Source organism: Paenibacillus campi (genome assembly GCF_034659835.1).
Lineage (GTDB): Bacteria > Bacillota > Bacilli > Paenibacillales > Paenibacillaceae > Saccharibacillus > Saccharibacillus campi.
This window is the reverse complement of sequence record NZ_JAXSQZ010000003.1, coordinates 269625-289613: the sequence shown is the minus strand read 5'-3', so window position 1 is coordinate 289613 and position 19989 is coordinate 269625. Positions and strand designations below refer to the sequence as shown.

Annotated in this window: 13 protein-coding genes; 1 reads left to right on the top strand and 12 read right to left on the bottom strand. The window is 44.6% G+C overall.

Going from position 1 to position 19989, the window contains the following annotated elements; genetic code table 11:
* Positions 1-124 precede the first annotated feature (124 nt).
* Positions 125-1336 carry an LLM class flavin-dependent oxidoreductase gene (locus tag U1I11_RS09995; protein WP_322905955.1) on the top strand — a complete coding sequence of 404 codons (1212 nt, stop codon included), beginning with the start codon at positions 125-127 and terminating at the stop codon, positions 1334-1336.
* Positions 1337-1674: 338 nt separating this feature from the next.
* On the opposite strand, the gene U1I11_RS09990 is transcribed toward U1I11_RS09995, so the two are convergent.
* The 12 genes from U1I11_RS09990 to U1I11_RS09935 all read right to left on the bottom strand — a co-directional run bounded on the left by U1I11_RS09990 (position 1675) and on the right by U1I11_RS09935 (position 19310).
* Positions 1675-2421, bottom strand: a complete 747-nt coding sequence (locus U1I11_RS09990; protein WP_322905954.1) for an SDR family NAD(P)-dependent oxidoreductase — start codon at positions 2419-2421, stop codon at positions 1675-1677.
* Between the two features lie 368 nt (positions 2422-2789).
* Positions 2790-2966 carry a hypothetical protein gene (locus U1I11_RS09985; RefSeq protein ID WP_322905953.1) on the bottom strand — a complete coding sequence of 59 codons (177 nt, stop codon included), beginning with the start codon at positions 2964-2966 and terminating at the stop codon, positions 2790-2792.
* A 561-nt stretch (positions 2967-3527) separates the two neighbouring features.
* Positions 3528-5258, bottom strand: a complete 1731-nt coding sequence (gene poxB / locus U1I11_RS09980; protein ID WP_322905952.1) for a ubiquinone-dependent pyruvate dehydrogenase — start codon at positions 5256-5258, stop codon at positions 3528-3530.
* Positions 5259-5387: 129 nt separating this feature from the next.
* A complete protein-coding gene (locus tag U1I11_RS09975; protein ID WP_322905951.1) occupies positions 5388-6086 on the bottom strand; it encodes a GNAT family N-acetyltransferase in 699 nt (232 codons plus the stop codon).
* A gap of 2048 nt (positions 6087-8134) precedes the next feature.
* Positions 8135-9082, bottom strand: coding sequence for an alpha/beta hydrolase (locus tag U1I11_RS09970; RefSeq protein WP_322905950.1), 948 nt, complete (start codon positions 9080-9082; stop codon positions 8135-8137).
* A gap of 170 nt (positions 9083-9252) precedes the next feature.
* Positions 9253-9849 (bottom strand): hypothetical protein, encoded by a 597-nt coding sequence (locus tag U1I11_RS09965; RefSeq protein ID WP_322905949.1) that lies wholly within the window; start codon positions 9847-9849, stop codon positions 9253-9255.
* A 220-nt stretch (positions 9850-10069) separates the two neighbouring features.
* Positions 10070-11191, bottom strand: coding sequence for a 5-methyltetrahydropteroyltriglutamate--homocysteine S-methyltransferase (locus U1I11_RS09960; protein ID WP_322905948.1), 1122 nt, complete (start codon positions 11189-11191; stop codon positions 10070-10072).
* A 9-nt stretch (positions 11192-11200) separates the two neighbouring features.
* Positions 11201-12133, bottom strand: coding sequence for a LysR family transcriptional regulator (locus U1I11_RS09955; protein WP_322905947.1), 933 nt, complete (start codon positions 12131-12133; stop codon positions 11201-11203).
* A gap of 560 nt (positions 12134-12693) precedes the next feature.
* The gene (locus U1I11_RS09950; protein WP_322905946.1) at positions 12694-15090 is read right to left on the bottom strand and encodes an EAL domain-containing protein; all 2397 of its coding nucleotides are present in this window, start codon (positions 15088-15090) and stop codon (positions 12694-12696) included.
* Positions 15091-15408: 318 nt separating this feature from the next.
* A complete protein-coding gene (locus U1I11_RS09945) occupies positions 15409-17013 on the bottom strand; it encodes an acetate--CoA ligase (RefSeq protein ID WP_322905945.1) in 1605 nt (534 codons plus the stop codon).
* A 736-nt stretch (positions 17014-17749) separates the two neighbouring features.
* Positions 17750-18343, bottom strand: a complete 594-nt coding sequence (locus tag U1I11_RS09940; protein WP_322905944.1) for a ferric reductase-like transmembrane domain-containing protein — start codon at positions 18341-18343, stop codon at positions 17750-17752.
* A complete protein-coding gene (locus U1I11_RS09935) occupies positions 18324-19310 on the bottom strand; it encodes an FAD:protein FMN transferase (protein WP_322905943.1) in 987 nt (328 codons plus the stop codon). Before U1I11_RS09935 ends, U1I11_RS09940 begins: the two co-directional genes overlap by 20 nt.
* Positions 19311-19989: the final 679 nt, after the last annotated feature.

Sequence of the window (19989 nt, the reverse complement as noted above, 5' to 3'; positions counted from 1 at the left end):
TGTATACACGTGTATAATGTGCTTGCCTGAACAATGAAAATCATCTGCTCCCAGATTAGATACAATAACGAATAAACATCGATTGTGCACTATTACTTCTCTCTATAATAAAGGAGCTATCATTATGTCTTCTGATTCTATTTACCGTGATCAAGTTGAATTTGGCTGGTTTATGCCTACGATGGGTGACGGTACAAGTCTCGGGCGCGATTCCGAGCGTAAGCCAACCCTTGAATATTTAACCGATGTTGCTCAGACAGCCGAGAAGTCGGGCTTTGAATTTGTACTGATTCCAACGGGTGGCGCATGTATCGATTCGTGGGTTGTCGGCTCTGCGATCATTAGTGCAACTACGACGCTGAAGCCACTTGTAGCAGTACGTCCAGGTCTGATTGCTCCCGTTTTAACTGCACGTATGGCAGCCGCACTTGATCAACTATCAGGTGGGCGCGCTCGTATTAACATCGTGACCGGTAGCTCACCTGATGATCTGGAAGAACTTGGCGACCCACTTGCCCGGGCACATGATGAGAAATATGCGCGCACTCGTGAATACTTAGATATTATTAAAGGCGTATGGGGACAAGCTTCTGGACTGGCTTCAACCGAATTTGGTGCTGGTGCAGAAGCGTCCATTACCGATCATAAACTGCATTATAAAGGTGCATATTACGAAATCAACGGCGGGAAAAGCCGTCCTGCTACCGTGCAACAGCCTGGCTTGCCGATTTATTTCGGCGGTAGCTCTCCTATGGCAAAAAGTGTCGGTGCTGAATATGCGGATGTATTCCTCATGTGGTCGGAGCCGCTCGATATGATCAAGCAGCAGATTGAGGAATTGCAGGAATCGCAGCGTCAGCATGCAGAGCATACTGGCACACTGCGTCCGCTCCGCGTTGGTATGCGTGCTCAGGTGCTCGTTCGTGATACAGAGGAAGAAGCATGGGAAGCCGCGTGCAATTTGATCAAGGACATTGATCCTGCAACGATCGAGCGTGCCAAAGCTGCATTTAGCAAAACAGGTGCAACCGGACAAAATCGTCAAAACCAAATTCGTGATGCAGCCGCAGCCAATGACTTTGTTGTTGGACCAAATCTGTGGGCAGGTCTGTCTAATGTTCGTTCAGGTGGAGCATTGATGTTTGTCGGTACACCGGATCAAGTATCAGATCGTTTGTTAGAATACGCAGACGCTGGTGTAACTTCATTTATTTTGTCGAGCTATCCACATCTGGAAGAAGCAGCTATCTTCGGTGAAAGTACATTGCCTCTGTTCAAGGAAAAATGGAGCCGTCGTGCGGTTCAGCAGGAGCAAGTAGCAACTACATCATCATAGCGCTACATTGTTCTGCAAAAAGCTATCTGTGCTTCAGCAAATAGTAACTACATCATCGTAAAAGGCGTAGCTATGCACAAAAAATAGCTACACTGCTTGAATGAATCGCATAGATTTGAACAACATAGATGGTATATTGCTGAACATATGTCGTCTTCATTTGCAGCAACAGACTTCAATCCGACAGTTTGAGTTCATCATATACTAACAGATATCGCATAAAAATAAGTATAACAACAGCCAATCCTACTGTATTCATCGGATTGGCTGTTGTTTGTATAGTTTATAAATTGCCTTGTTGTACTTAGACTCTAATCTGCTATATGCTATGCTGCTGGCTACTCCATATAGATCATTTTACGAGTCATACCGCCATCGATCACAAGCTCTGCGCCTGTAATAAATGAATTTTCTTTAGACGTAATGAACATACACGCACGTGCAATATCTTCTGGTTTACCGACACGACCTGCTGGATGCTGTTTATGATCTTCCGGTTTTAATGCTTTATAATCGCCATTTTCGATCCAGCCTGGGCTGATACAATTTACGCGAATATCATCCTGTCCCATCGATATAGCGAGCGCATGGGTTAATGCGGTAATGCCACCTTTAGACGCTGCGTATGCTTCGGAATGAGGCTCAGACATATGTGCACGCGTTGAAGAAATGTTTACGATACTTCCACCTTGACCTTCGCGCATCACTTTGCCAGCTTCACGCGACAACAGGAAACAGCCGCGTACATTCGTATTCATTACACGATCCCAATCCGCTAAAGTTAATTCGTATGGCGACACCCAATGCCCGATACCGGCATTATTGATGACTACATCGATCTGTCCTGTTGTCTCGACTGCTTCCTTGACGAGATGCTTAATCTGTTGTTCATTTTGTACATCACACGGCAAAAAGTGAGCTTGTCCCCCCTGCTCTCTAATCCCCGCTGCTGCCGCTGCTCCTTCAGATTCAGCAACATCGCTCAGAAATACAGTCGCTCCAGCCGCGGCATAAGCTTCTGCTACTGCGCGCCCAATTCCTTGTGCTGCTCCGGTGACGATGACTGTGCTTGCCGTGTAGTCCATATGTTATCCCCTCCATTCTCCGCTACTTGCCGGAGAGTTATAGTATAGATGATTGGCTTGATCATGCTATTTTATCAATAGATGCAGCTTCCTGTATAACCATTATTCAACGTCTTTTATAGCTGCGAAACGTTGCTGTATGTATAGTTCTGTTTTTATAATATACCGTATCCCGCTACGAAAAAACGTCATCTGTACACATCAAAAAACCGCTACACTTCTCCATATGATGAAGTGTAGCGGTTTATGAATAGCCAATGATCCATTCTCGCCTGCCTAAAAAAAACATAGTTACTGTAATTAGCGTTGTGCCACACTGCTGCCATCGTATACAGACGCTCTTTAAGCTGATGCGCAGCGTATGCAGCTTACGCATAGTAGGCGTTAAGCAATTGCTGGGTATCATCTTTCTCACCATCGAATAGCCCTTGATCTGCCCAGCAAGCGAGACATGTTTCTTCATCTTGGCATTTTGCTGCTTCCTGACAGTTGTAGCATAAATTCATATAGTATTGGGTAAAGTTCTCGTTTACGTTCGTTCTCATCTTAATCATCTCCTCGTATTTTCTACACCTTCATCATAAGCGATATTCCTATTTAACAATGTGACATTTTTCACAAATGAACTGAAATTTTAAATTATTTTTGATCTTTTTAAAATTGCTACGTTTAGTATGTGCTATTAGGCTGACTACGTTATGCATTAAATGTGGAGTTTAATGTCATATAGCCTACACATTTGCATGATGTGATACATGGATATGGACATACGATAGAGTCGGTCAGACAGCATATGTAAGATAGTTAAGCTACTAACAGCTTGTTTTAAGTGCATTTACAGTTTGTCTATCTAACCATCGTTTGATTACGAATAGATTAAGATAAGTTCAAACACGATTTTTACTTGAGACAGCCTACTAGAGTAGGTGTCCACGTTTGCTCCACATTGTATAAATAATATGAAAAAGGTAGCTATCACGAGGACAGCTACCTTTTTCGTATATAAAATTACGGTTACACACGTAGTGGATCATTTCAATTTATACTACGGCGATCGCCAAATCCATGCTTATTGCATCGCTTCGCTAGCTTACCTTCCTTCACCATTAACGGAACAGATTGCTTTTTGCCAGATCGATTAACTCATCTCCGCGTCCGTTCATAATTGCTTTTGCCATCCAGAGCGAGAAGCCTTTTGCCTGCTGTACGGTAATCGTTGGCGGCATCGACAGCTCTTGACGATTAACTAGCACATCAAGCACTACCGGACCATCATAGGCAAGTGCACGCTCAACAACATCTTCCAACTGTTCCGGGTCTTCAACACGAATGCCATGAATGCCGAGCGCGTTGGCTACCGCTGCAAAATCGGTGCTATGCAAATCAGTACCGGATTCGAGATAACCACCTGCTTTCATTTCTAACTCTACAAAGCCGAGGGCACTATTGTTAAACACGACTACTTTAACTGGTAAATTGTGCTGCTTTAATGTGATCAGATCACCCATCAGCATACTTAATCCACCATCGCCGGAAAATGAAATGACTTGACGATCGCGCTCAGTAGCCTGCAAACCAATCGCCTGCGGTAACGCATTTGCCATCGTGCCGTGATTGAATGAACCGATCAACCGCCGCTGTTCATTCATTTCTAAATAGCGCGCTGCCCAAACGGTTGGCGTTCCGACATCACACGTAAATACAGCATTTGACGCAGCCGCATCACTAATCACTTTGGTCAAATATTGCGGATGCATGCCGTTTTTGACACTATTGCCTTTGACCGCCATCTCATCCAGTTCTTCGCGTACTTTGTTGTAACGTTCGACCGATTTTTGCAAATGATCACTTTTGCGATCATCTTGCAACAGTGGCAGCAGCTCACGGACTGTATCTTTCACATCGCCACATACACCATGTGCCAGTGGGGTACGACGACCGAGATTAGCGGCATTAATATCCACTTGCAAAATCGTTGCTTTTTCCGGATAAAATTGACGATAAGGGAAATCCGTACCGAGCATGAGCAATACATCACAATCCATCATCGCCCGATACCCGGATGAATACCCGATCAGACCGGTCAACCCGACAAAATAAGGATTGTCATAGGCGAGATGTTCTTTACCGCGTAAAGCAACAACCATCGGTGCTTGCAGTTTCGCGCACAACTCCATCAGTTCAGCATGCGCGCCTTTGCAACCTGCACCACAGAGCAATGTCACTTTTTTGCCGTCATTCAAATAGCTTGCCAGCGTCTGCAAATCATCGGCAGACGGATGTACAATCGGCTTCGACGGATAACCAACATGTGCCGGCACCTCATGACCGGAGTCGTCCAGGCTAGCAATATCACCAGGCAGTACAACAACCGATACGGTCGATTTGCCGATCGCTGTCTGAATCGCCATCGTTAAGATGCGTGGCATCTGTTTCTCCGTTGTGATCGTTTCGCAAAAATCACTGCACTCTTGAAAAATCTGCTCCGGATGCGTCGCTTGAAAATAGCCGCTGCCAATCTCATCACTCGGAATATGGGCAGCGATCGCCAGCACCGGTACACGGTTGCGGTAGCAATCGTACAATCCGTTGATCAGGTGCAAGTTACCGGGACCGCTACTGCCTGCACATACTGCGATCGTTCCGTTCAGCTCTGCCTCCGCTCCTGCCGCAAAAGCAGCCACTTCTTCGTGACGTACGTGAATCCATTCGATTTTGCCGGAGCGACGCACCGCATCGATAATCGCATTTAGCGAGTCTCCAGTAATGCCAAAGATTCGTTTTACACCGGCATTAACAAGCGTTTCTACTACAGCATCTGCAATCGTCTTTTTCATTGTGCTCACCTTTCTGTACTTTACTGTATATAAAGCATAATTGAATCGTTCGCATACAATGTTACTCGTTTCACGTACTAAATCATAATGTTTGTATGATTTGTTACTTATACGTTTTACGGATGGCTATTACGAACGTAGCCACACATCCGCATAGCTTTGATCCCGTTTGAACTGTGCGAGTGCATACGAACAAGTCGGGAATATTTTTTTGTCTGCCGTTCGTGCAGCTTGAGCGACTTCATCCAGCAAGCCTTTGGCGATTCGACCGCCGCGAAATTGTGGATCGACATACGTATGATTAAGCGTCCACGTATCATTTTCCGGTCCAGGCACATACGTAATTTCTCCAATAATTCGTTCGCCTAGCTTTACAAAATATGCCGGCCCTTCTTTAAACAACTTGGCTCCTTCTACATCATGCAGCCAACTACTAGCGTTGACACTGGAATCTGTGCTGGACAAAGCAGCATCTTGACTGCTCTGCTCGGCAAGCGAATTTGGACGGCTGTCATCATTAGCCTTGCCAAACAAACTTTTGATGACCGTAGCCGTCTGCTGAATATCTTGTTTGCTCGATCGCATATGCTGCTTTGATGCGCCGATACTCGTACCTGCTTCGCTTAATGCTTGCTTAAACTGATCGGTAGACGATTTTGCCTTTTCAGATGTCGATTTGGCATGCTCCATCGTGCCTTGCAGCTTCTGCTGCGCCTCATCCACATCGCCTTTCACCTCGTCCAGCATCGTTTTGATTTCGTTCATTGTGCCTTTTACATCATTAATGCTGTCCTTGATGCCCATCAGTTCTTTGATCGGGTTTCTCACAGATTGTCCTCCATTCGGCTTTAGTATAATGCTGTATGTTTATTCTTGCTGCTTGTGCTGCTACGTTGTTCTGTGCTGCATTACCCATTCTGTGTTGCTTTGACGATTGATGTATCGCTGTAGCATTACATCATTTATTACCCAATTATCGTCAAGATATGACACGGAATTACAGACTTTTTTTACGATATTGAAATGTTATTTAGACTGGATTATGCCTCGTTTGCCGTTAACATAATTATTTTACCTATTTGATCATTTTGAGCCGGCTAAACGATGTTTTGTAATTTACAATTTATCTAGGTTGGATTATTTTTTACGTGTGAAAATGAAATTTCGTCTGTACAATGTATCCTTTAAACGTTGATATAACGGTGATTTTCAGCATTTTGAGACAGTGTCTGTTCCACTCTTTGCGAGCTACTCATTATGTAATGTAGGCGTAAAATCGCATAAACAAAAGGAAAAAGATGGATTTTAAAGCTTGCGAGACTTATTTTACATAAATCGGATTTTACACTCGTTTAACGCTTTTTACACCGCTTTCATTTTCTAATAACACGGTATATGATGTAGACATCACCAAACAGCAACGCTTTAATGCAAGACATCAAGCATTGTTGCAGGTGATGTACTCTATTACTTCCTAATGATTTAATTTTAGGAAAGGAGAGAGTCGTCCTATGGCGTAAGTTATTGCCACCTATTCGTTCAACTGCAGAACCAATCGGCGTCCGTGAAAACGCCCTGATGCGCAGATTGAGGAATAGAGAATTAGCACAACTTAGACCATTGGACGAGACAACGAACAACTTTTTCAAGCAAGTTCAATTTCACTTGTATGAAAGGGGCAGGATTCCGTTGAAACAGGTTAGCGAAGCATACCGGCACGATTTCACGTAAGAAAAGCGTAGTGACAGCGTTTTTCGTGAAATGGGAGTATGTGGGAACGCATAGGATGAAGGTTGCGCTACTGAAAATGTACGAATGGAAAGTAGGTAAGGAATGAACTGTTTTCAAGCAAGCACTATGACTTGCTAGGAAGGGAGCAGGATTCCAATGCAATAGCGAAAGCGAAGCATATTATAATCGGCTGCACACAGAAAAGTGTCCGTGAAAACATTTTTCGCAGTTCGTGGATATGTGGGAAACTCATCTGATGCGATGACCGAACAACTCTTAATTGAGTTTATGGCTGCAAGAACATGAAGGCACAAATGAAATGATTTGGATTGACCTGTGTTCGTTTTTTGAATGAATATTTTGTTCGTTTGAATGAAATGGATGTTAATTATGTTTCTCCATTATGCAGAAAGGCTGTGAACAGAGGAAAATGCTATTTTCGAGCAAGTGTGTAGTATCTTGTTAGGAAGGGAGCAGGATTCCAATGAAACAGGTTAGCGAGGCATACTGAAGCGTAATTCACGCTAGAAAAGCGTAAGTGACAACGTTTTTCGTGAAGACGTGGTATGCTGGAAATCATTCCATATGCAAAGACATGGATGATGTAATGAGAAATGTGCGGATGAAAATACGTTTCGACCCCGATGGGTTGGATAGCATAAATCGCTCACACGCCCGTAGAAAATGGCTGTGAAGCAAGCATAGCCATTCGTTATGCATTCGGCATACGAACAGCGCTATGACATCAATGAGAACAATCGCTAAACGGTTGTCAGCGTCTGCAGAGCAATGACAATCGGCAGCATGGACGGCGAAAGTAACCATGTCACGCATGTGAATTGTTGTAGGAGGACCGTTTACAATTGAATATTGTTATTAATGATTAAAACCCCACAGCCTTGTTAATTCAAGTATGTGGGGATTTTCATATGCATAACTTTTGTGGCGGGATAGCCGCCGCTCTGTGCTGCTTGCATTATACAAAGGACATACTCTCATCCATTCCAAATTAAAAGGGATTTCGCTCGTTTGCTTTCTTACTACTGCTCTTATTGCTGCTGTCCGTTCATTTTGGCTCGCACTAAACGAATTTTCTCGTATACTCGTATATTTGGAGAAAGATTGAATTTTAACTATATTACCTATTACTGCTTCGCTCTCAACCAGCTTCCGATCTGTTGGCTTGCTTTGCGCACGGCTGCCGCTGAACGGTGTAGTTGTAGCTGGGAGGCAAAACCGTGGATCATGCCATCGTAGCATTCATAGTGTACTTCATTGCCGCTTTCTTTTAGACGCTCTGCGTATTGGGCGCCTTGGTCGCGTAGTGGGTCGTATTGGGCGGTAATAATAATTGCTGGTGGCATGCCGCTTAGGTCGGTAGCAAGTAATGGTGAGGCGTATGGTTGTTTCGTATTTTCTGCTTCGGTAAAATAGCTTTGTTCAAACCAGCTCATCATTTCGGCGGTTAGGATGTAGCCTTCTCCATTTTCCGTATAGGACGGTGTGCCTTCGCCTTTACCTGTAGATGGGTAAAACAATAACTGTGCAGCTGGCATAACGGTATGATGGTCTTTGGCTGCTAGACAAACTACGGTCGCCAGATTGCCACCGGCGCTATCTCCTGCGACTGCGATCCGTGATGCGTCCAATTGCCATTGTTCGGCATGTTGGACGATATAATGAAAGGCATCGTAGGCGTCTTGCATTGCTGCCGGAAAAGGATGCTCTGGTGCAAGGCGATAATCGACGGCGATCACACAGCAACCCGATTGTAGTGCCAAGCGGCGGCACAATTCGTCATGTGAATCAAGACTGCCGATCACCCATCCGCCTCCATGATAAAATACTATTGCAGGCTGCAATGTGCCCTGCTCGACCTCGGTTGGCGTATAGATGCGTAGCTTTAGTTTGCGCTGAGGAAGTTTGATTTTCGCTTTGTTTACGTTATACAGAGCGGTCGGATGAGGAACTTGTTTGCGTGCCATGCGTGCCTCTATAATACGCATCATTTTTGGATGGATCGTATGCATGGGCGGAATGCGTAAACGATTAAAATTGTCTACCATTGTCTGTACTTCTGGATCAAGTGCCATAATGTTCACGCTCCATTGTTTAAATTGTATAGCCAAAAATACGGCTGTTCTCTCTATCTTTTAACCTTTTTTTGAGCTAATGCTGCATCCGAGCTAGAATATGACAAGGTTTACATACGATTATCTGTTGTTAAATGCAGTTTATATATTAGGATAACATGCGTTTACGTTTAGAAATTTAAATTGGTTTTTAATTCCATTTCAAGTTTATGTACATACTGTTCGTTAACGGTAGGCTTTTGTTTTAATAGGTTCAATAATCGGGCAAATCCGGCATAGTAATCCGGATCATATGCCAAATTTGCCTTTTGCATCATCACTGTGTAGCGCCGCTCAAATTGTAGTGCATGACGCATCCCATATTTAAAATTCATCACCCATAGCTTTAGCAAATGTACCCACGGATCGTTGACAAACAACGCACAATTATAGGTCGAGTACGCTCGGTCGTTCATAATGCCGATATCGTAAAAAGCAAATGGATTGTCACCGTCAATAAACAAGGAGACGAGAAATTTATCGGGCATTAAACTGTTGGCAAAATCGTGCCATAATGTTGAAAATGACGTCTGAATCGACTCGAACGTTTGCCATAAAGCGGTAGCTGGGTTCATATGTCGAATGGAAAGCAATAGATCGATGTCGGAGAAACGATCCGACATGCCTGTCGTATGACTACCGACGAGTTTGACATCTGTAATCCACTCACAATCGTTTAGATGCTGTAGCAATTGTCGGGTTAATAATGAGGGTTCGTTTGATTGCATGATAATCTCCTCCATCTATTTTAAGCTTTTCGACTCACCCGTTTGATTGATCATGGAGCGCTACGTATAAGCTTAGTGTACAACCATTCTTTTGCGTCAAGCAAAATGATTGCTTAATGATTGCTTACTGTTCATCGCTAATAACTAGCGGCGACAATAAGCAATAGCGCTTTCTACTTACAGAAAGCGCCTGCTCATATTTATTGTATAGGTTGCGGCATTATAGCGGATTACTATTCCATATTTCGTTGGCGGTTTCACGCACAAGCCGAATTTTATTCCATTGTTCTTCTTCGGTCAGCATATTGCCTTCCTCAGTCGAAGCAAAGCCACATTGTGTGCTCAGACAGAGCTTTTCCAGCTCGACAAAACCTGCTGCTTCAGCGACACGTTGTTTGAGCATCTCTTTGCTCTCCAACCCGCCATGCTTTGTCGTCACAAGTCCGAGCACTACAAATTGATCGGCAATATAGCGTAATGGATGGAAATCTCCCGCGCGTTCATTATCGTATTCGAGGAAAAAGGCGTCCACTTCGGTATGTGCAAACAGTTGTTCCGCCACCGGCTCATAACCACCAGCCGCAAACCAAGTAGAACGGAAATTGCCTCGACATACGTGCAATGCAATCGTCATATCCGCCGGACGCTCGGCAATACTTTCATTAATGAGCCGTACATAATCACGGGCAAGCTGATCCGGGTCTTGTCCACGATTGCGAATAAGCATACGATGACGACTGCTGCACAGCGTTCCCCAAGTTGTATCGTCGAGCTGCAAATAACGACAGCCTGCATCGTAAAACGCCTGAATCGCATCACGATATACGGTAACAATATCGCGATTAAGCTCCTCTGGATCATCGTATACATCATTGCCGTTATAGCTCTCCACAAAATGGAACAGTGCTGGCGACGGGATCGTCATCTTTGCTACCCGATCCCCTGCCAGCGTTTTCAAAAAGCGAAAATGCTCCAACATCGGATGCTCGCCAAACGAGATTTTATCGACTACGCGAAAGCTTTCCGCCCGGTTACGATTGTCGATGCCGGCGGTAGGCAACCCGATCTTCTCGGTACCTTTTACACCAAAAAAGAAATCCAGATGCCACCAGCCACGCCGAAATTCGCCATCGGTTACTGTTTGCAGTCCCATTTCTTTTTGCTTGTTCACGAGCAGTGTAATTTCTTCATCTTCAATCCGCTTGAGCTGTTCGGCACTCAGCTCGCCGCTTTCGAATTGAAATCTCGCCTCCCGCAGTGACTCCGGACGCAAATAACTGCCCACAATATCACAGCGAAATGGAGGATAAATTCTGCGTGTGCCTGTCATTGGAATGGACATATGCTCCTCCTACAATAAGAATTGATTCATATTCAGATAACTATTGGATACGAGATCGTTCAAAATATCGATATATTTGGAAGCAATATCGCTTGGCTTGCGGTCTTTATGGGCAATCCAGCCGACGGTGAAATCTTCATTCGTCTGTAGCGGGATCGCCGTCAACTGCTCATAGTTAAATTGCGAGACGAGTATGCCTGTACCGATCGTATAACCGTTCGTGCCGGCAAGCAGATTCGCCAGTGTCGCACGATCATTCACTTTAATACTTTTCACTACATTGGAGAAGCTAACCATTTCTTCTGAAAAATGCAGCGAATTGTTCGCCCCTTGATCAAACGTAATGTACGGATACGTGCTCACATGTTGAGTCGTCACATATTCGCGCTCTGCTAGCGGATGTCCGGCACGTACAAAAATATGCGGGCTTGTATTAAACAGTGGCGTAAACATCAAATTGCCATCGCTAAACAGCTTGTTCATCACTTTAAAATTACGTTCATTAATGTACAAAATGCCGAGATCGCTACGCAATGTTTTGACATCTTCGATAATGTTGTATGTCTGTGTCTCACGCAACTGCAAATTGTACTCGTTAATATCGCTCTGTTCCATCAGCTTCACAAATGCATCGACCACAAACGCATAATGCTGTGTCGAAACGGAAAAATGGATCAAATTGCGTTTACTGCCGTGGTAACGATTCTCGATCAATTCCGCCTGTTCAATAATTTGGCGCGCATAGCCGAGAAATTCCATCCCTTCAACCGAGATGCTAATGCCCCGATTCGTCCGATCAAAAATCGAGATTCCCAATTCATTTTCCAATTCCTTGATTGCATTGGACAGGCTGGGCTGGGAAATAAAAAGCCGCTTGGCGGCCTCGTTCATCGAGCCACAATTTGCGATTTCGATCGCATAGCGGAGCTGTTGCAGTGTCAATGCCGTTCCCCCTTTGACTTGGCGGTCTGCCTGTTCACGTCCAGAGCACACCTATTCTATCATAACACGGAGTTATCGTAGCACAGAAATACATGTCAATCCAAGCGTTTACTTACAAAAGCTAGGTTGATGATATCAACATGCCTTATGCTCCTACGTGACGAGCTGATAAATGCAATACGAAAACAACCGATTTGCATGATGCAAATCGGTTGTTGTTTACCATCCATACATAAGCTAATTTGCGGCGAGTTCGCTGTCTGTATTAGCAGCAGCAATGCAAATTCCAGTAACTACAAAACGTTGCCGCTTGGCGGTGTCTTCAAACGATGCTACACATCATTTTATCGTGCACAAAGATCACTTTTAAACTAAAACAACACCTTGTACAGCTTAGCCTGACGCAAACTACCCGGATCGAACGAGCTGTAAAGCAGTTTAAAGACATGCCTTAGTTCATCGATCTGTTCAGCAATAGCGCGCTCGTTGCAGCTAACCATCAGCTTGAAAGCCTAAAACATGCTTTGCTAAATGAGCGTTCAAATGTTTAACAGTATAGGTTAGAAAGAAAATTTAACATGAATGTCTCGCTCAAGCACCCACTGCTCAAACTCTGTCACTTTCATCGGTCGCCCGTAATAATAGCCCTGAATATAATAACAGCCAAGTTGTTGCAATAGCTCTACATGCTCCAGCGTTTCCACCCCTTCTGCAAGCACATGCATATCGAGCTGTTCAGCAAGCTCTAGTACAGAGCGAATGACCGCTTCATTGCGCGGATTACGATCGATATCATAAATAAGTGAACGATCGATTTTGATAAATTGAAACGGAAAAGTGGTCACTGTGCGCATCGATGAAAATCCTGTACCAAAATCGTCTACCGCTAAGGCGACGCCCATATTGACCAGTTCGTTACACATCGCCATAATTTGTTCTTCTTCACGAATAGCGGCACTTTCGGTAAATTCTAGGCAAAGAAAGCGTGGAGGTAGCCCTGTACTTTGCAGCACATTGGCAACTTTATAAGCAAATGCCGGATCGCTCAGCTGACTTGATGCTACATTGACTGAAATTTGCATCGGACAGTAACCGCCTTGGTTAATCCATTTGGCGCCTTGCCTTGCCGCCTGCAACATTACCCATTCTCCAATTTGCCGGATCATACCACTCTGCTCGGCAATCGGAATAAAGTCCTGCGGCGACACAAAGCCAAGTTCAGCCGAATTCCAGCGCAATAGCGCTTCAGCTCCAATGACCGCACCGGTGCGACTGTCCACCTGAGGCTGATATACAAGTGAAAATTCATCGCGTGCCAGTGCCATTTCCAGCCCTTGCTGCATTAGCAAATATTGCTCGGCAGCGCTTTTTAACGTTTCATTAAACAATTGATACTGATTGCGTCCCATACGCTTCGCCGCATACATCGCTGTATCCGCATTGCGCAGCAATGTTTCCGGGTCTTCTCCATCTTCAGGAGCAGTACACAGCCCAATACTGCAAGATACATGATAATACTTATCCCGCAATACGATCTGTTGTTCAAACCCTTGTAAAATTCGGTTCGCAATATCGGCAGCAACCGCTTGTCCTTGACCCGGACCAAGCTCTGCCAGCAGTGCAAACTCATCTCCGCCCATCCGTGCGACTACACTATTAGGCGGTGCTTGTACACGAATCAACTGTGCCACACCGACAAGCAATAAATCGCCAGCGGAATGTCCCATCGTATCATTAATCCATTTAAAATGATCCAAGTCCATTTGCATCACTACGACACGAGTACGATACATACGTGAACGCTCCAGCGCTTCTTCCAGTCGCAAATTAAATTGAAACCGATTGGCAAGTCCAGTAAGCGCATCAGTGTACGCCATTTCCAGCAATCGTGTTTCATTTTGCTGCTGTTGTGTAATGTCCCTCACGACGAGATAACAATGCATAACCCCTTCAACTTCCAGAAAATCACTGCTAACTTCAACGATATACGCTTTCCCTTGCCGATTCACGATATCTACTTGCAAGTTTTGCGGCATAAAACCATCGATAAACGCTTGACGCATCAGCGCAATATAATGTGCATGATCTTTAGACGGAATCAATTCCAGCAGATTAATATCTTCCTGCTCTGATATGCCGACAATTTCATTAAAAGCAGGATTCGTTTCCACTGTTGTTCCTTCAGCATTGACGAGCGCAATCCCGCTATTCGACAATGTAAACAGCAGCTTATAGCGCTGCTCTGCTACAGCTAGAAACTGATGTTTATTCATCGCTACCCGCAGCGTACACGCCAAAATAAGCCCGGCATACGTCGGTAAGCTATCCAATGGAACGATCAAATTTTCCGTTCCAATCCCGCTCGCTAGAAATGAAATGACCAGCCAGACGGAAGCAAAAAAGCTACCCCGTATAATCGTCAGCATCATACGCTGTTCACGCTGATAAATGCGATACCGTCTTAGCTTACTATAACCAAATACCATCATTGCCAACAAATACGTCAGCGCATAGCCGGCAATTAACAAAAACAGCGTATCAAATGCTTGACTGTGAATTTCCGCTCGCCAATATTGGCCCTGTTTAAGCACAATATAAAAATAGACCGGATTGCCCAGCATCAGTATACTAGCAATCAATGGAGGCGCAGCGAGCAGATGCAACAACCAACGCGGAAGATTAATCCGACTCAATACCGTAAAAAAGTAAATTAGCAAACTAATCGACACAAAACTAAGAATATAAGTAGTCTCTGGATTAAATAAGCTCACTACATCAAATTCTAATACTTGCGTCAAAAAATCAGATAAAAAAATGAGTGATAATATGCTAATCAATAACATCGTCAATTGATGCAACGGATGATCAGGTTGACGCAATAATATTTCTATAGCCAAAAAACCGAGCAATACAAAAGGAATAAAAGATAACAAAAATGCATTAAGAAACACATACATACGCTTATCCTCCAACAAAAACATACATGGCTTACCATAGTTATCGAACAAAATCACATTAAAATGTATACCTAATGAGCTTACTTATACGAATTCTTTTGTTTGCTCCGTTTAAGCACACAAAAACACCTGCTACAACGACTATCATGTAGATTGTCGTAACAGGTGTATATAAAGTATAGAAGGAAAAGATAACGCTCGGTCAGCCTTTCATTCGTCCCCTACTTGGAAACTTATCGACTATGTTCAGCTATAACGATAACGCTTACGGCAAGACATGAATAAAGCTGCTAGTTAATCCTATCATTTTGTCTAGCTTCAGCCTTGTTCAGCGCGGAAAGATCGTTTTTCTTGATCACGCAATTCGATACGGCGGATTTTGCCGGAGCTTGTTTTGGGCAAATCGCTCACAAATTCGATTTTGCGTGGGTATTTGTAAGGAGCCGTCCAGTTTTTAACATGGTTTTGCAGTTCATTGATCAGTTCTGCACTACCTGCTACTCCATCACGCAAAACGATAAACGCTTTGACTACATTACCGCGAATCTCGTCCGGGCTGGCGACGGCAGCACATTCTTTGACTGCCGTATGTTTCATTAACGCTTCCTCCACCTCAAACGGCCCGATCGTATAACCGGAGCTAATAATAATATCATCACCCCGTCCTTCAAACCAAAAATAGCCTTCTTCATCCCGGCTTGCCCGGTCACCGGTCACAAAATAATCGCCCCGTATATTCGTTTGCTTACGTTCAGGATCGAGATAATAGCCGTGGAACAATGCCGGCATATCCGTCCGGACTGCAATATCGCCCACTTCGCCTGCTGGCAGCGGCTTGCCTGCTTCATCGATTACTTCCACCAGACCGGGCGCAATCGACTGTCCCATCGCGCCCAAACGAATCGGCGCATCGGTCAAGTTTCCGATAATCAACGTACTTTCAGTCTGTCCATATCCATCGCGAATCGTAATGTTAAAATGTCGTTCAAACGTATGAATCACTTGCTGATTCAGCGGCTCCCCGGCGGATACGGCGCTGCGCAACTGGGACAAATCGTACTGATCTAGCCCTTCCGTTTTCGCCATCAGTCGGTATTCGGTCGGTGTGCAACACAGCACATTGACGCCATACTCCTGTAACAGTTGCAAATACCGATGCGGCTTAAAGCTACCGTTGTAAGCAAACCCGGTTACGCCCCAGCCAAGCACTGACAGAAACGGGCTCCAAATCCACTTTTGCCAGCCAGGAGCTGCGGTTGCCCAGACGATATCATGTTCGCGAATATCAAGCCACGGACGCGTAATACGCAGATGAGCATAGCCCCAACCATGACTATGCACAACGCCTTTCGGGTTGCCTGTCGTGCCGGAAGTATACGCCAAAATCGCCATCTCATCCCGATGGGTATCGGCTGCGGTAAAGCTGGACGATTGCTGCTCCATTAACTGATGCAGTCCATGCCAGCCTGCCTGAGCTGCTGTGCCATCAGCGGAAACAACGATTTTCCACGTCCATTCCGGCAATGATTCATCGATACTGTCCACTTCTGCGGTCACGCTCGACCAGGCAATGACTGCACGCGCACCGGAATTGCGCAGACGATAAGCAAGGTCTTTGGCGCGCAGCATTTCGGAAGACGGAATAATGACGATGCCGCTTTTAAGACAAGCAAGATAGATCACGTAAGCAATAATCTGTCTTGGTACCATGACCAGCACTTTATCCCCTTGTTGCAGTCCAAGCTGCTTCAAACCGTTCGCAAGTCGATTCGCCTGTTCCAACAATGCGCCATACGTAATGTCCTCGTGATCGCCTGCTTCATTTAACCATTTTAGCGCCAGTCGTGCAGGCGGATGTTTTTCCATTTCAGAGGTAAGATTATATCGTTCGGGTGCAATCCAGTCTTGAACATTCAATTTCATTGCTCCTTTATTTATCAAAATAAAAAATGTGTGGTCTATAGTATAGCACGTCTTAAGACCAGGTTCTAATATGAATTGAAGCAACGCAAAATGATCATACTTTATTATGCCAAATTCATACCAAAAAACGCATACATGAGCATGACCGTCTGTACGGTCACTGACTCATCTATACGTTTCTATGCAGCGACTTGGTAGGCTTGGTACTACCGAAAAGATAGAGCAGCTTGCACTGTGCGTTCTTCAAGTTTGTAGGCGGTCTTAAGTAAAAATCGTGTTTGAACATACTTTACTGTACTCATTATCAAAAGATTGTTACATAGATAGACTGTACCTGTACTTAAGACAAGCTACTAGTATGTTGACCGAGATGAATTGGAGTATTGAATCTGTTTTAAGATCGTATTGATTAGGATTTCAGTACACAACCAAAATTAACATTTAACTTGGTCAAGGTACTAGTAGGTTGTCTCAAATGAAAATTGTGTTTAAACGTCCCTAAATCGATTCAGCACCAAGCCATTGTTGGATCGAAAAACTGTAACTATATTTGAGACAAGCTACTAGGGCGTGTCTTCAAACTGCTTCGTAGGCAATTCGATGCGTTTTTTTATTAGATTACGCTTGTATACGAAGCTCAACTCACCTAAAACGCGATCAACTTGAATAATAAAATGACAACGCGGAAGGTTTGAAGACATTGCCTAGTAGGCTGACCAGCATTACACGGTTTAACTTATGCCGTAGCAGTTGGCTTGGCAGTGGATGCTTTGCGGACGGCTGGCTTTTTGAACAGGAAAATTCGAGCGAACAACAGTACAAATGTAATGATAGCGGTGATCATATACATCCAGAAAATCGGTGTGGACGCCGTGTCTGTACCGAGCAGCATACCGTGCATTAATGCCATACCATACGTAGGTAACGCCAAAAAGTGAATCGCTCGCCATACTTTTTTGCCTACCTTTTTCATCATATCTGAGCTGAGCATAATGATCAGAAACATATACAATGTGATCGTACCGATCCCGGTCAAAATCGGTTTGTACGGAGCGGTAAATGGAATTACTATATTCCAGATCGAGTACCCGATATAATCGTCAAACACAAGCACTAGCCCATGCATCATACCAAACAACAGACCAAACCAGCCGCACCATTGGTGAATCAAACTAACGATCGCTTTGCGCTTGCCTTTGGCAAAGCTGCTGCCCTGTAACAAGCCTGCGCTGACCGCTGCAAACAGCAGCAGATAGGCGGTTAAGCCTGCTGCCCGTGATGTGTACCATACGCTTAAATATTGTCCTATTTCATGCCATATATTGCTCATAGGTTGTCCACTCTCCTTGTCTATTCCATTGTCCGTATTGAGACAAAAGCCCATCGATAATACAACTGCCATCTGCGCAAAAACCGATCATTACCGCATTGTCTGTTTGCCGACGTAACCAGCGTGGTCCTTCATCCACTCCTAAAATGAGCACGCATTTGGCATACACTTCCGCATAGGTAAGTGACGGACTAATTACGGTCATTTGCACCCATTCCGATTGCGCTGACGTTCCGCTACGCGGATCAAGCAAATGATGATAATGGCGATTGTCGCTACCTTGCCAGCTACGGCGCAATGTACTGCTCGTTGCGATACCCGCATCCCGCACGAGATCGATCGAAGCTGCCGTTTTGCGATCCTCCCACGGGTCGGCAATCTCGACGCAATAGGCTCGTTGCTGGCTGCCCCAGATGACTAGATCGCCGCCCGCATCGATCAGACCACTCTGTTCGCCCTGCTCTTGTACGATGCTAGCAAATTGCGCCGCACTCCAGCCTTTAGCAATTCCACCCAAATCGAGCTGCATATCGCCATGCATATGAATCGTATGCAACACGGGGTCAAGCGTATAATAAGTTTGCCCAAAGCGCCGATAAGCAGGCGGATGGCGATACGCCATAGCAGCATTCGTCTGCTGCTGTAATGGTGTATTGGACAATGATATGTGATCCCAGTCAAAGCTGCGATCATAACCGAGCTGGCATAAAATGTCCCCCATTAACGGATTAAAAATACCGTCTGTACACTCATAAAAATGCAGCGCTTCTTTTACCGCCTCATATAGCAGCGGTGAAGCGTAAAACGGATATCCAGCTTGTGCATTTAGTCGTGACAGCTCGCTATCCGGCTGAAAGCGGCTTAAATGCTGTTCCACAAACGCAAACCATGATTCCGCCTGCAACTCGCTAGCTGTAGACAGACCGGCTGTATAAAAGTTTGTATTCATAGCGCGAAAATGATGCATCTGATCTCCTCCTTTACAGCCGTTATTGTCGCGAACATTAAGCGTTATACACACCGGTTTTACGTACTCGGCAGTTTGAATATATGCACTAGTAGCTTGTCTCAAATTTATTCAGGGATTGCGTTCATCTGAATGCTGCACGGTTCAAGTAGGCTTCAAATGGACGCAACCTTACATCTGCTTGAGACAAGTCACTAGTAAATTGTCTCAAATATATTGACGGTTTGTCGATCTAACCATTGCTTGATGATGAATCGGTTAAGGTACGTTCAAACACAATTTCCATTTGAGACAGCCTACTAGGTGGTGTCTGCAAACGATCCTAGGTATCATTTTATTGTTCACAAAGGTCAGATAAGACTCTGTACAGCGTAGGCTGACGCAAAGCAAACTACCCGGATCGAACGATCTGTAAAGCAGTTTGAAGACAAGCCCCAGTACACAGACCAAGTTAAATTTAAATTTTGATTATCTACCTACATCTTCGTCAATAAGAGCTTGAGCCAGCTTCAAAAATCAAATTAATCTTGGTCGATTTACCAGGCTTAACCAGCTTACATTCAATATGTGATTGACTACATCTTATGAAAAACATACTGAAATCGTAGCATCCGCACAGCTCTGCTCTGCAATATCAAACTGCCTAGTTAACACGGTCAAGCTAACAGTTAGCCTGTCA